Annotated in this window: 11 protein-coding genes and 1 pseudogene; 6 read left to right on the top strand and 6 right to left on the bottom strand. The window is 62.7% G+C overall.

The window, feature by feature from the left end:
- Positions 1–62 precede the first annotated feature (62 nt).
- Complete coding sequence (locus VC352_RS09135; protein ID WP_322979257.1) at positions 63–1301, bottom strand: hypothetical protein; 1239 nt, start codon at positions 1299–1301, stop codon at positions 63–65.
- A gap of 139 nt (positions 1302–1440) precedes the next feature.
- Between VC352_RS09135 and VC352_RS09130 the strand changes: the two are divergent.
- The 5 genes and pseudogenes from VC352_RS09130 to VC352_RS09110 all read left to right on the top strand — a co-directional run.
- Positions 1441–1800 (top strand): annotated as a pseudogene (locus tag VC352_RS09130) (IS110 family transposase); the annotation flags it as partial.
- Positions 1801–2111: 311 nt separating this feature from the next.
- A complete protein-coding gene (locus tag VC352_RS09125; RefSeq protein WP_322979256.1) occupies positions 2112–2387 on the top strand; it encodes a hypothetical protein in 276 nt (91 codons plus the stop codon).
- Between the two features lie 21 nt (positions 2388–2408).
- Positions 2409–3251: a DUF692 domain-containing protein gene (locus VC352_RS09120; RefSeq protein WP_322979255.1), complete on the top strand. Its 843-nt coding sequence runs from the start codon at positions 2409–2411 to the stop codon at positions 3249–3251.
- A complete protein-coding gene (locus VC352_RS09115) occupies positions 3248–3958 on the top strand; it encodes a DNA-binding domain-containing protein (protein WP_322979254.1) in 711 nt (236 codons plus the stop codon). The genes VC352_RS09120 and VC352_RS09115 overlap by 4 nt, the downstream gene beginning before the upstream one ends.
- Positions 3959–3963: 5 nt before the next feature.
- On the top strand, positions 3964–4557 hold the full coding sequence (locus VC352_RS09110; RefSeq protein ID WP_322979253.1) for a DoxX family protein: 594 nt from the start codon (positions 3964–3966) through the stop codon (positions 4555–4557).
- A 4-nt stretch (positions 4558–4561) separates the two neighbouring features.
- Here the strand turns inward: VC352_RS09110 and VC352_RS09105 are convergent, their stop codons facing one another.
- From VC352_RS09105 to VC352_RS09085, 5 genes are all read right to left on the bottom strand, one after another.
- A complete protein-coding gene (locus VC352_RS09105; protein WP_322979252.1) occupies positions 4562–4807 on the bottom strand; it encodes a YheU family protein in 246 nt (81 codons plus the stop codon).
- Positions 4808–4848: 41 nt separating this feature from the next.
- Positions 4849–7596: a hybrid sensor histidine kinase/response regulator gene (locus VC352_RS09100; RefSeq protein WP_322979251.1), complete on the bottom strand. Its 2748-nt coding sequence runs from the start codon at positions 7594–7596 to the stop codon at positions 4849–4851.
- Positions 7597–7761: 165 nt separating this feature from the next.
- Complete coding sequence (locus tag VC352_RS09095) at positions 7762–8961, bottom strand: osmoprotectant NAGGN system M42 family peptidase (protein WP_322979250.1); 1200 nt, start codon at positions 8959–8961, stop codon at positions 7762–7764.
- A 62-nt stretch (positions 8962–9023) separates the two neighbouring features.
- The gene (ngg, locus tag VC352_RS09090) at positions 9024–10763 is read right to left on the bottom strand and encodes an N-acetylglutaminylglutamine synthetase (RefSeq protein WP_322979249.1); all 1740 of its coding nucleotides are present in this window, start codon (positions 10761–10763) and stop codon (positions 9024–9026) included.
- 132 nt (positions 10764–10895) lie between these two features.
- Positions 10896–12665: an N-acetylglutaminylglutamine amidotransferase gene (locus VC352_RS09085; RefSeq protein ID WP_322979248.1), complete on the bottom strand. Its 1770-nt coding sequence runs from the start codon at positions 12663–12665 to the stop codon at positions 10896–10898.
- A gap of 108 nt (positions 12666–12773) precedes the next feature.
- On the opposite strand from VC352_RS09085, the gene VC352_RS09080 reads away from it, so the two are divergent.
- Positions 12774–13247: a MarR family winged helix-turn-helix transcriptional regulator gene (locus VC352_RS09080; RefSeq protein ID WP_322979247.1), complete on the top strand. Its 474-nt coding sequence runs from the start codon at positions 12774–12776 to the stop codon at positions 13245–13247.
- Positions 13248–13342 lie beyond the last annotated feature (95 nt).

Here is a 13342-nt window from a genome sequence, read left to right as displayed (position 1 = left end):
ATCCTAACGTTTGAATTCACCGATCTGCGCGGTTTTTTGCACAGATCCAGTGGAATGAAATGTTAGATGTCCTCAAGTTGGTAACTTCGATAGTCAGCGAGCGCAATAGAGTTGGTGGTCTCAATATCAATGTCGGGAAACTTCTCGCGAACGAGCGCAAGTAGTGATCTTAGATATTGGTCTGCCTCATTGATCGCCTCAGAAAAGGCGTCATGAGCAGCCTTGGCCTCTTGGTCTCGATAGTTGTCGTCTCGGCTGTCAAATTTGTGAAAGTGACCGTTGTTTGTGTTTATAAAGTATTTGCCGAAGCTGAGGCTTTTCCCCCAATTCGCATGAAGTCCCAAAGTGGCGACTCGAAGGTCATCATCATATATATGGAAGTTTGAGGCATTGATCTTTCCGTTTAGTCCTTCCCAGAAGTGGAAAATGCTATTGTCAATAAAATGAAGACGCCCGTAGTAGATGAAGTTATCGAAGGTGGGTGTATGTACACTGTTTAATAACTTTAACATGGTTTCCCTGTCTTTCTTGGCCTCCGGCGATTCACCAGCGGGCGAAGCGAGAAGTCTTAGGGCTGCAGAGTGGGCGCGAATAAGACTCAAAATTAGTGCTGCGACTAGTCCGAGTGCAATCGCAAACGGAAATCCTAGTACTGAGAGTTGCTGGCGGGATGGTGCATCGATAAAGGGCGCAAGCGGTGCGGCCATACAGGTTAATAGGGTAAAGCTCACGGCGTAGTAGGCCCAACTATATCTCGTGACTTGGCGCTGATGGTCAATTGTTGGCTTTGCAGAGACGAAACTATTGTTGCGCAATGAGACGAGGTGGCCGGCGAAGCGATAGTCGTAGATACAACCGGTCGGATCATCCGCAGACAAGAGTTTTTCGATAATGGGAACAGGTGCTTTGATTTTGAATAGATCCGAAAAGAACTGCTGAATCTGTGCGTTCTTCAACTGCGATTTTTTCTGCTCGATCATTAAGAGTAATTCGCCAATTTCGCTGCGTCGTGAGACTGGTGGTGCCAATTTCAGCTTGAACAGTGCATATCCACCATAAGCGATGAAAAAAACTCCCAGCGAAAAGAGATACCAATTCGGATCGTTCCCGGCAGCAAGGTCAGCTTTCAGGAAGCCGAAATCTAGTTGAATCCTTCCGTTGATGCTGAGCGGCTGTGAGAAATATAGAAAGGCGAAGCCCGATACGAGAAATGCGCCGATTGCCTTGTTTTCAAAGCTGGGATTGGCAATCCGGTTTATGAATCTCAGGGCAATGCTTTTGAGCGTGAGTGGTTCGTTCATGAGAAATCTAACGTTTGGTTAAAGGGCGGGCTTTAGCCCGTCCCAGTGAGCGACGCTAGCGGCTTGAATGCTGCAATGGACTCTCCCCACACCACAGTTCTATCCCAAAGTTTCGAGGTTTTTGAACGGGAGAGCCGTTATGAAGTGCATCGCTGTTGATCTGGCCAAGTCCGTTTACCAAGTTGCCGAGTGTGTCCGTTCCGGCCAAGTGGTGCAGCGCAAGCGGCTGAACCGAGAGGCGTTCCGGCGATATATACAGGAGCAGGCCGAGCCGGTCGAGTGGGTGATGGAAGCCTGCGGCACAGCGCATTACTGGGGGCGCTTGGCGCAATCGCTCGGTCATCAGGTCAGGCTGCTGCATCTTCGGTACGTGCTGCCCTATCGCCGTCGTAGCAAGACCAAGCGTAATGACTGCGATGCCATGCTGTAAGTCGCGCGTTCCTCCGACATTCATCCCATGCCTGTAAAGGGCCGTGATCAGCAACAGCTCCAGCGCGTGGATGACGCTTTTTTCATCCACCGTTTGCGCTGGCCGTTCGGGCTACTGGCTATCGAAAGCCTCGCCGCTGAAGCTCCCACGGTGCGGTGGATTTTTCTGTGTCTGTGGGAGCGGGCGGCTCTCGCATCCTGCTTCGCTCTAGCTCCTGCATCCATGCAGTCGTAGCCGCGACTGGTGGCGGGCAACGCTCCCCGGATTTCATCCGGGCTACGGAAAATTTTTGTCTCTGCTGTAACGCCCGCACCTGTGCCTCGTCCATTGCTGCGAGGGCGCCAATCCGGCGCCGTATTCGAAGCCGATGGAGAGATGCCATGAAACAACTCAATACCCTGACCGCTACCCTGGGCGCCGCGCTGCTGAGCACCGTTGCCTTTACCGCGCAGGCCGCGAGCAACCCGTTCGCCGCGCAGGAGCTGAGCAGCGGCTATAGCCTGGCTGCCGGTGAGAAGGCGCAGGAAGGTTCCTGCGGTGAAGGCAAATGTGGCGGTGAGATGAAAGGCGATATGAAAGCGGACAAGGAAGGCTCCTGCGGCGCCGACAAGAAGACTGACGCCGAAGGCAAGTGCGGCGGCGAGAAGCACGAGTAAGGGCGCAGGGGAGGACGGATCATGCACCTCGCAAACCTAACCGGCGCCGGTCTCGGCCTGCGTCGCGGGTTACTCGCCGAGCTGATTGGCGATCAAGCCAGCGGCGCCGACTTTCTCGAAGTGGCGCCGGAGAACTGGATCGGCGTCGGTGGCCGCCTGGGCAAGCAATTGCGCGCCCTGAGCGAGCGCCGGCCGTTGCTGTGCCATGGTCTGTCCCTCAACCTCGGCGGCTTCGCGCCGCTGAATCTGGAGTTGCTGCACGCCATCAAGGGCTTTCTCGACGCGCATGGCGTGCTGGCCTACAGCGAGCATCTGTCGGCCTGTGCCGACGATGGCCTGCTCTATGACTTAATGCCGTTGCCGTTTTCCGAAGAGTCGGTGGCGCGCATCGCCGAGCGCGTGCGTATCGTGCAGGACGTGCTGGAGCGGCCGCTGATCATCGAGAATGTCTCGGCCTACGCGCGCCTGCCCGGCGAGCTGGATGAGGCGGATTTCGTTCGCGCGGTGCTGGAGCGTGCTGACTGCCAATTGTTGCTGGACGTCAACAACGTCTACGTCAACAGTCTGAACTTCGACTTCGATGCCGAAGCCTATATCGCCGCGATGCCCAGTGAGCGCATCGCCTATTTGCACGTCGCCGGGCATTACGACCAGGCGGCAGATCTGAAGATCGACACCCACGGTGCGCCGGTGATCGACCCGGTGTGGGCATTGCTGAGCCGCGCTTATGCGCAGCATGGCGTACGCCCGACGCTGCTGGAGCGCGACTTCAACTTCCCGCCGCTGGCCGAGCTGTATGCCGAGCTGGCGCATATCCGCAGCCTGCAACAGGCCGCGCAACCGCAGAGCAGGTACGGCACATGAGCAGCGTGCAATTGCAGCGCGACTTCGCTGCGCGTATTCGCCAGCCCGAGGCGCAGCCGCTGTTGCCGGGCATCAGCGGCGAGCGCATGGCGATCTACGAGGAGCTTTTCTTCAACAACGTCGCTAGCCTGGTCAGCGGCGCCTTTCCGGTGCTGCGCGGGGTTCTCGGGGGCGAGCGCTGGCAACGGCTACTGCGCGCGTTCTTCGCCGAGCATCGGGCGAGTACGCCGTACTTTCTGGAAATCAGCCAGGAGTTCATCGCCTGGCTGCAGCAGGGCTATCGCGCCGAGCCTGACGACCCTGCGTTCATGCTGGAGCTGGCTCATTACGAGTGGGTCGAGCTGGCGCTGGATGTCAGCGATGCGCGGTTGCCCGCGCAAGGCTGGTCGCCACTGGCCTGGCCGCTGGCCTATTGCTGGCCGGTGCAGAGGATCGGTGCCGATCACTGCCCCACGCAGCCGCCTGACGAGCCGACCTGCCTGCTGGTCTGGCGCGATCGCCAGGATCAGGTGCGCTTCATGCAACTGGCGCCGTTCGCCTATCAGTTGGCGTTGCGCCTGCAGGCTGGCGAGCCGCCGATGCAGGCGCAGCTTGGGTTGGCCGCCGCCCATGGTCTGGCCGCTGATCGCAACTATTTCGCTAACGCTCGCGTACTGCTGGATGACTGGCAGGCGCGCGATATCTGGTTTCCCCATTCCGAGGACTGACCACCATGATCGCTTTGCTCAATCGCTTTCAGGATGCGCTGGAGGCCACCCGGCGCCTGGATTTTCTCGGCCCGCTGTTGCTGCGCCTGTATCTGGTGCCGGTGTTCTGGATGGCCGGCATGCAGAAGCTGGCCGATATCGACGCCACCGCCGCCTGGTTCGGTAACCCGGACTGGGGCCTGGGCCTGCCATTTCCCGAACTGCTGGCCTGGGCGGCGGCGCTGACCGAGGCTGGTGGCGCCATCCTGCTGCTGTTTGGTTTTGCCGTGCGCTGGATCAGTATTCCCTTGATCGTCACCATGCTGGTGGCGATCGTCACCGTGCACTGGCCCTATGGTTGGCAGGCGATTGCCGACCCGTCCGCGCCCTTCGCCAATGAGCGTGTGCTGGCAGCGGCAGAGAAACTCGAACGGGCGCGGGCGATTCTGCGTGAGCACGGCAATTACGATTGGCTGACTGGCAGCGGCAAGTTCGTGGTGCTGAACAACGGCATCGAGTTCGCCGCCACCTATCTGGTGATGTTGGTGGCGTTGTTCTTCAGTGGGGCAGGGCGTTGGTTGAGCGTCGATTACTGGCTGGCACGGCGCTGGCGCCGTTGAGGGTTCAGGCGTCGTCGCGCAGAGCGTCGATCCATTCCTTGGGCACGTCGCGCTTGAGCGCCAGTTGGCACTGCTGGCTGTCGGGGTCGAAGACGATTACCGCCTCGCCCTTGTCCAGGGCGCGGCGCACGCGCTGTACGCGGGTTTCCAGTGGGGTGTCGTCGCCGTTGTCGGTGCCGTCACGGGTGACGAAGTCTTCGATCAGGGCGGTAAGGGTTTCAGCTTGCAGCAGGTTGGCGGGGATCAGCACGGTGGGGCGCTCCGGTCGGACGGCGCCCATGATAAAGGCTGTCAGGATGGGCTGCGAGCCTGCAGGTAGCGCTCCAGGGTGCTGTAAAGCAGGCCGCTGTCCAGCGGTTTGCCGAGGAAGTCGTCCATGCCGGCATCGAGACCGTTCTGCCGATGCTCTTCGAGAATGTGCGCGGTCAGGGCGATGATCGGTACTGCGGGCAACGGCGTGTCACGCTCCAGGCGGCGAATCTGCCGGGTGGCCTCGAAGCCGTCCATCTGCGGCATTTCGCAGTCCATGAGGATCAGGTGGACGCCGCCGGGATCCCGGCGGTACTCGTCCACGGCGGCCTGGCCATTGGTGACCAGCTTCACGCTGTAGCCACGCTTCTTCAGGAAGCCTTGTACCACCAACTGATTCACCGGGTTGTCTTCTGCGACCAGGATGCAGGGGGCTTCGCCCTTGTCGCTGCGTATCTCTCGGATCAACTGATGCACCTTTGCACGGGGTTCTGCGTATAGCTCGTTCAATGCCAGGCGCAGAGCATTGACCGCGACCGGTTGGGCCAGGTGCTGCAGGCGCAGCCCCTGACTGGGGGGCAGAGTCTGGCAGTTCTCGGGAGGGCATACCAGCAACACGCGCTGTCCGGGTTGCAGCTTGTGACGCAGCGATTCGAGCCAGTGCATGACGCTGCCGGGCCAGGGCGCCATCAGCACCAGTAGGGGCGGCGCCTTGAAGTCCTCCAGGTAGTCCTGCAGGCGTTCGGGCGTCTGGCAGCGCTCGGTACGCAAGCCCCAGCGGCCGAGCAGGCGGCTCATGGCGTCCAGGCCCAGGCCGTCGAGCGAGGCGAGCAGGGCGGTACGCCCGTTGAGCAGGCGCGTCAGCTCGTCGGGGGCGGCCGCCTCGGCGAGCAGCGGTACGTCGAAAGCGAAGCGGGTGCCCTGGCCGATGGTGCTTTGCACCTCGATGCGGCCGCCCATCATTTCCACCAGTTCCTTGCTGATCGCCAGGCCGAGGCCGCTGCCGCCATAGCGGCGGGTGGTGCTGGAGTCGCCCTGGGCGAAGGACTCGAACAGCTTGGCCAGCACCTGTTCACTGATGCCGATACCGCTGTCGCCCACCGCGAAGACCAGATGCGGGTTGCCCTGGCTGTCGTTGCGCAGGCTGACGCTGAGCGCGACGTGGCCCTCGGGAGTGAACTTCAGGGCGTTGCTGAGCAGGTTCATCAGCACCTGCTTGAGCCGTGTCGGGTCGCCCTGGATGCGCCGTGGCACGCCGGCTTCCAGGCTGACATAGAGGCGCAGGCGCTTGTCCAGCGCCTGGCCGGTGAACAGGCTGAGCGTCTCGGAAATCATGTCTTCGAGGTCGAAGTCGATCTGCTCCAGGCTGAGCTTGCCGGATTCGATGCGGGCGTAGTCGAGGATGTCGTTGATCACCGCCATCAGCGAGCTGCCGGAGCTGGAGATAGTGTCCACGTAGAAACGCTGGCTGCGGTCGAGCGGCGTTTCGCGCAGCAGTTGCAGCATGCCCAGTACGCCATTGAGCGGCGTACGGATCTCATGGCTCATCTTGGCCAGGAAGCGGCTCTTGGCCTGGCTCTCGAACTCTGCCTGTTCGGCCGCGCGGCGCGACTGGAAGCCTTCTTCCTTGAGCAGGTTGATGCGGTCGGCCAGGCCGATGGACAGGGTGATCAGTTCGAGGGTGACGCCGATTTTCACCACGGTGCCGCCGAACACCCCGAACACTTCAAGGCCGAGCGAGCCGGTGGTGGCCTGGATGAAGGCGAACAGCAGCACGGCCCAGGCCAGGGTGTAGTAGGAGCCGTAGCGCACGCCGCGACGCCAGGCGTACAGGCCGGTCAGCAGGAGGATCAGCGAGACCAGCGAAACGGTCAGGCTGGCGAGGATGTTCCAGGCGGCGAAACCGATCAGCGGCACCGAAACCAGGCAGCCGATGCAGGCCAGCATGAGCAGGCGCAGGCCGGTGTCCAGGCGCGGGAAGAACTGCGCGGCATGCAGGAAGTGGCGGCTGAACTGGATGGCGCTCAGGCAGTGCAGGTACATCAGGATGTAGATGGCCACCGATTGCAGCGCCACGTGTTCGGGCAGTAGCTTGAACAACATGCCGTCGAAACAGGCGGCGAGCAGGCCGACGTTGAGGTTGTAGGCCAGGTACCAGAGGTAGGCGGATTCGCGCAGCGACAGGTAGAGAAACAGGTTGTAGCAGAACATGGCAAACAGCACGCCGTAGAACGCACCGTTGAAACCCATGAGGTTTTCTTGCGCGGCCGCGCTGGCCCCATGAGTGGCGAAGAACAGGGGCACGAACACCGTGCTGGTGGTCTCGACCCGCACCAGCAGGGTGCTGACGCCTGGCTCCACCTGCAGCGGGAACCAGAAGTTGCGCACCTTGACCGGGCGTTGGGCGAAGGCGAAGTGATCACCGCTTTCCTGGCGCAGCGTCTGCCCCAGCGGATCGATCAGGTACACCTGCAGGTCATCGAGCAGCGGGTAGTTGACCTCCAGATAGCCGCCCAGCGGGTGTTCGAGGCTATTGACCAGGCGCAGCTTGAACCACCAGACCGAGTTGTTCTTGCCCAGATTGGCGTACTCGCCTTTGAGCGGCTGAAACGCCGCATCGTCCAGCGCCATAATCTGGTCGCTGTCCATCTGCCCACCGGCGTCTTCGTAATAGGTCGTGTACGGGCCGAGGGAAAGGCGCAGCTCGTCGCTATCCAGCGGCGCGGGTTGCGCGGCCCAGAGCGGGCCGGCCAGCCAGAACAGGAGCAAAGCCAGGCAGAAACGAGGCATCCGTGAACCTCAGAGGGGCCATGCAGGCATGGCCGGCAGTCATTCCAACGTCGCGGTGCGACGATCCGTATGAAGAGTAGTCGCGCGAATCGCGGCCACAAAAAGGGGAGCTGTCGCTCCCCTCGCTTTCCGTTGCCGTCACTTTGCCTTTATGCCGAGCGGCCTTCAAGCGTCCTGATCACGTTGCCCCAACAGGCTGTCCACCGAAGGCACACGGGTATCGCTTTCCATTTGCGCCTCGTGTTCCAACTGGTGGCTGAAGCGCTCCAGCGAGCCCTGCGCCGGCTGCGCGTCGCTGGCGAAAACCGGTGGGCTGAGCACGTAGGCAGTGAGGATCTGGGTCAGCGCCTTGAGGCTGTCGGTGTGGGTGCGCTCGTAGCCGTGAGTGGCGTCGCAACCGAAGGCCAGCAATGCCGTGCGGATATCGTGGCCGGCGGTTACGGCCGACTGGGCGTCGCTGTGGTAGTAGCGGAACAGATCGCGGCGCACCGGGATGTCGTTTTCCGCCGCCAGACGCAGCAGTTGCCGCGACAGGTGATAGTCATAGGGGCCGCCGGAATCCTGCATGGCCACGCTGACCGCGTGCTCACTGGACTGCTGGCCAGGCGCGACCGGGGCGATGTCGATGCCGACGAACTCGCTGACGTCCCAGGGCAGGGCAGCGGCGGCGCCGGAGCCAACCTCTTCGGTGATGGTGAACAGCGGATGGCAGTCGATCATCGGCTGCAGGCCATGGTCGCGAATTGCCTTGAGCGCGGTCAGCAGAGCGGCGACACCGGCTTTGTCATCGAGGTGACGGGCGCTGATATGGCCGCTTTCGGAGAACTCCGGCAGCGGGTCGAAGGCCACGATATCGCCCACCGAGATGCCCAGCGAATCGCAATCGGCACGGGTGGCGCAGTAGGCGTCCAGGCGCAGTTCGACGTGATCCCAGCTCACCGGCAAGGTATCCACAGCGGTGTTGAAGGCATGCCCGGAGGCCAGCAGCGGCAATACGCTGCCACGGATCACGCCGTTGTCGGTGAACAGGCTGACGCGGCTGCCTTCGGCGAAACGGCTCGACCAGCAGCCCACCGGTGCCAGGCCGAGGCGGCCGTTGTCCTTGATCTCGCGGACGATGGCGCCAATGGTGTCGAGGTGCGCGGACACGGCGCGGTCGAAGCGTTCGTACTCGCTCTGGCGCCCGCGCAGGGTGGCGCGGATGGTGCCGCGACGGGTCAGCTCGAAGGGGATTTCCAGTTCTTCCAGACGCTCGGCGACGTAGCGCACGATGGTGTCGGTGAAACCGGTGGGGCTGGGAATGGCGAGCATTTCCAGCAAGACCTTGTGCAGGTAGTCGAGGTCGGGTTCGGGTAGTTGTTGCATATAGTCTCCTCGGCGTTTGAGTCTTCCCACTCCCGTTTGCGGGAGTGGGCCGGGCGAGTAGCTCAGCTTGTGGCGTGGCTCAGCGGGAACAGCAGGTCGACGAAACGCTCGGCGGTCGGCTGAGGCTCATGGTTGGCCAGGCCGGCACGCTCATTGGCTTCGATGAATACGTACTCGGCTTGATCGGCGGCGGGCACCAGCAGGTCGAGGCCGACCACCGGGATGTCCAACGCTCGCGCGGCCTTGATCGCGGCGTCACGCAGGGTCGGGTGGAGGATCGCGGTGACGTCCTCCAGGGTGCCGCCGGTGTGCAGGTTGGCGGTCTTGCGCACGGCCAGGCGCTCGCCGGCCGGCAGTACGCTGTCGTAGTCGAGGCCGGCACCGTGCAGCGTGCGCAGGGTTTCGGCGTCCTTGGGGATGCGGCTCTCGCCACCGGTGGCAGCCTGGCGGCGGCGGCTCTGTGCGTCGATCAACTGGCCGATGCTGTGGCGGCCATCGCCGATGATCTCGGCCGGGCGGCGGATGGCTGCAGCCACCACTTCATAGCCGATCACCAGCACGCGCAGGTCATGGCCGGCGTGATAACTCTCCAGCAGCACGCGCTGGTCGAAAACACGGGCGCGTTCGATGGCCTCCTGCACCTCGCCGGGCGTGCGCAAATCCACCGCCACGCCTTGACCCTGTTCGCCGTCGACCGGCTTGACCACCACCGAGCCATGCTCGGCCAGGAAGGCGGCGTTGTCCTCGGCGCTGCCGGCCAGGCGTTGCGCCGGCACGCTGAGGCCGGCGCGTGACAGGGTGCGATGGGTCAGGCGCTTGTCCTGACACAGGGTCATGCTCACGGCGCTGGTCAGGTCGCACAGCGACTCACGGCAGCGGATGCGCCGGCCGCCGTGACTGAGGGTGAACAGTCCGGCTTCGGCATCGTCCACCGTTACTTCGATACCTCGACGCAGCGCCTCATCGACGATGATGCGGGCGTAAGGGTTGAGTTCGGCCTGTGGGCCGGGGCCGAGGAACAGCGGCTGGTTGATGCCGTTCTTGCGCTTGAGGCTGAAGGTCTGCAGTTCACGGAAGCCAAGCTTGGCGTAGAGCTTCTTGGCCTGTTGGTTATCGTGCAGCACCGACAGGTCGAGGTAGCTCAAGCCGCGGCTCATGCCGTGTTCGATCAGGTGGCGCACCAGTACTTCGCCGACACCGGGGCGGCTGCATTGCGGGTCGACCGCCAGGCACCAGAGGCTGCTGCCGTTTTCCGGATCGCGGAAGGCACGCTGGTGGTTGAGGCCCATGACGCTGCCGATCACCGCGCCGCTGTCTTCGTCCTCGGCCAGCCAGTAGGTGGGGCCGCCTTCGTTGTAGGGCGTGAGCTTGGCCGGGTCGATGGGCAGCATGTTACGGGTCTGGTACAGGCAGTTGATGGCCTGCCAATCCGCCTCGTTCTGTGCACGGCGAATACGAAAGCCGCGAAAACTGCGGCGCGCCGGACGGTAGTCGGTGAACCACAGGCGCAAGGTGTCGGAGGGGTCGAGAAAAAGCTGCTGCGGGGCGTGTGCCAGCACTTGATGGGGAGCAGCGACGTACAGGGCGATATCGCGCTCGCCGGGTTGCTCATCGAGCAGGGATTCGGCCAGCGCCATGGCGTCCGGGTAGGTGTGGCCGATCAGCAGGCGACCCCAGCCGCAGTGAATGGCCTGCGGTTGGCTCGGCTCGCTGGTGTGATCTTCGGCCAGGCGCGCCTGCAAGCGCTCGTAGGAGGGTGTCTGGCCACGGATCAGGCGTTGTTTGAAGGCAGGGGAGCGCATGAGTTGTCCTTCGCCGGTCTGAGCCGGATCGAGTGTTGAGTCATGTCGAGCCGAAATGGCATCTGGGCGACGACCGTTCTTTAACGCGTAGGAGCGGCTGGGCGGCATTGCGCTGCAGCCGCTCCTGCGTCGTTACAGACCCTGTTCGCTCAGCCACAGGTTGAGCGCCGCCAACTGCCACAGCTTGGAGCCGCGCAGCGGCGTGAGCTGGCCCTGCGGGTTAGTCAGCAACTGATCGAGCATGCTCGGGTTGAACAGGCCGCGATCCTGGCTGGGGTCGAGCAGCAGATCGCGCACCCAGCCCAGGGTGGCGCCTTCCAGATGCTTGAGGCCCGGCACCGGGAAGTAACCCTTGGGTCGGTCGATCACCTCGCTGGGGATGACCTTGCGCGCCGCTTCCTTGAGCACGTACTTGCCGCCTTCGGGCAGCTTGAACCGTGCCGGGATACGCGCCGACAGCTCGGCCACGCGGTAGTCGAGGAACGGCGTGCGCGCCTCCAGGCCCCAGGCCATGGTCATGTTGTCCACGCGCTTGACCGGGTCATCGACCAGCATCACGGTGCTGTCCAGGCGCAGCGCCTTGTCCACGGCGGCGTCTGCACCCGGCATGGCGAAGTGTTCGCGGACGAACTCGCCGGCCATGTCGCCGGTCAACCAGGCGGGCTGCACACAAGTGGCATATTCGTCGTGCTCGCGGTCGAAGAAGGCGGCGCGGTAGGCAGCGAATGCATCCTTGGCGCCATCGACCTGTGGGTACCAGTGGTAACCGGCGAACAGTTCGTCGGCGCCCTGGCCGCTCTGCACCACCTTGCAGTGCTTGGCCACTTCACGCGAGAGCAGGTAGAAGGCGATGCAGTCGTGGCTGACCATCGGCTCGCTCATGGCGCGGAAGGCCTGCGGCAGTTGCTCGAGAATCTCGTGCTCGCCGATGCGCAGCTGATGATGCTGGGTGCCAAAGCGCTGTGCGATCAGATCCGAATACTGGAACTCGTCACCGCGCTCGCCGCCGGCGTCCTGAAAACCGATGGAGAAGGTCAGCAGGTTTTCCACGCCGGCTTCGCGCAGCAGGCCGACCAGCAGGCTCGAATCGACGCCGCCGGAGAGCAGCACGCCAACATCCACGGCGGCACGCTGACGAATCTCCACCGCCTCGCGCATGGCTTGCAGCGTGCGGTCGCGCCATTCTTCAAAGCCGTAATTCACTTCCTCGCCCTGTGGGCCGAACTGCAGCGCCCACCAGGTCTTTTGCTCGACCTCGCCGTCGGCGTCGACACGCATCCAGGTGGCCGGCGGCAGCTTCTCGACACCCGCCAGAATGGTGCGCGGCGCCGGTACCACGGCATGGAAATTCAAATAGTGGTTGAGGGCGACGGCATCCAGCGTCTTGGCGATATCGCCACCTTGCAGCAGGGCCGGCAGCGACGAGGCGAAGCGCAGGCGCTCGCCAGTGCGCGACAGGTACAGCGGCTTGATGCCGAGGCGGTCACGGGCGATGAACAGGCTTTGCGTGTCGCGCTCCCAGACGGCAAAGGCGAACATGCCGTTGAGCTTGGGCAGCAGCTTTTCGCCCCAGGCGTGGTAGCCCTTGAGCAGCACCTCGGTGTCGCCGCCGGAGAAGAAGCGATAACCCAGCGTTTCCAGCTCGGCACGCAATTCGGGGTAGTTGTAGATGGCGCCGTTGAACACCATCGACAGGCCGAGATCGCTGTCGATCATCGGCTGGCCCGAGGCTTCGGCCAGATCCATGATCTTCAGGCGGCGATGGCCGAGGGCGATGGGGCCCTGGCTGTGGAAGCCGTGGGCATCGGGGCCGCGAGGGGCCAGGTGGTGGGTGATGCGTTCGACTGCCGCCAGATCCGCGGGGCGTCGATCAAAACGAAGTTCTCCAGCTATTCCGCACATAGTTCCTTACCGGTGTTGCCGTTGGGGAGTGGCTCGTGGTCGAGCCTTTTACACCAAAACAAAATAATGCTTTCATGTCAAAGTTTTGGTTGTTATGAATTGGTGCTTATGAGTGATAAAAAAGTTCCTGTTGAAATAGATTTGTCATCTGTCATGGCCTTCGAGATGCCTCTGTTCCAGGCCTTGCGCCGCCTGCAGCAGGCAGGGGAGGTGCATGCCAAGCGCCTGGCCCGCTTCGGTGGGCTGACGCCGATGCAGTTGATGATCCTGCAGGTTTTGGCCAGCGAGACGCGCCTGACCGCCAGCGTACTCAGCAGCCGCGTCAGCCTGACCGCCGCGACGCTGTCCGGCCTGCTCGACCGCCTCGAAGAGCGTGGCCTGTTGCAGCGCCAGCGCGATGATCAGGATCGCCGCCGCCAATGGCTGCTGATCAGCGAGGCCGGACGTGAGTTGATCCAGCAGGCGCCATCGTTGATGCCACCGGAGTTCAATCAGCGTTTCGCCGCGCTGGCCGAGTGGGAGCGCCACAGCTTGGCTGCGGCACTCTTGAGGGCCGCCGAGCTGTGTGGCGAGATGGACTGAGCCGGGTGGTGACCCTAGGTTGCCAAACTGTCCTTTCGTAGGAGCCCCGCCCCGGGGCGAAGCTTTTCAATTGCGCATTCCCCCGGTTCGCGGCG

This window comes from Pseudomonas sp. C11 (assembly GCF_034683865.1).
GTDB lineage: Bacteria > Pseudomonadota > Gammaproteobacteria > Pseudomonadales > Pseudomonadaceae > Aquipseudomonas.
The sequence above is the reverse complement of the archived record's forward strand: the minus strand, read 5'-3'. Positions and strand labels throughout refer to the sequence as shown.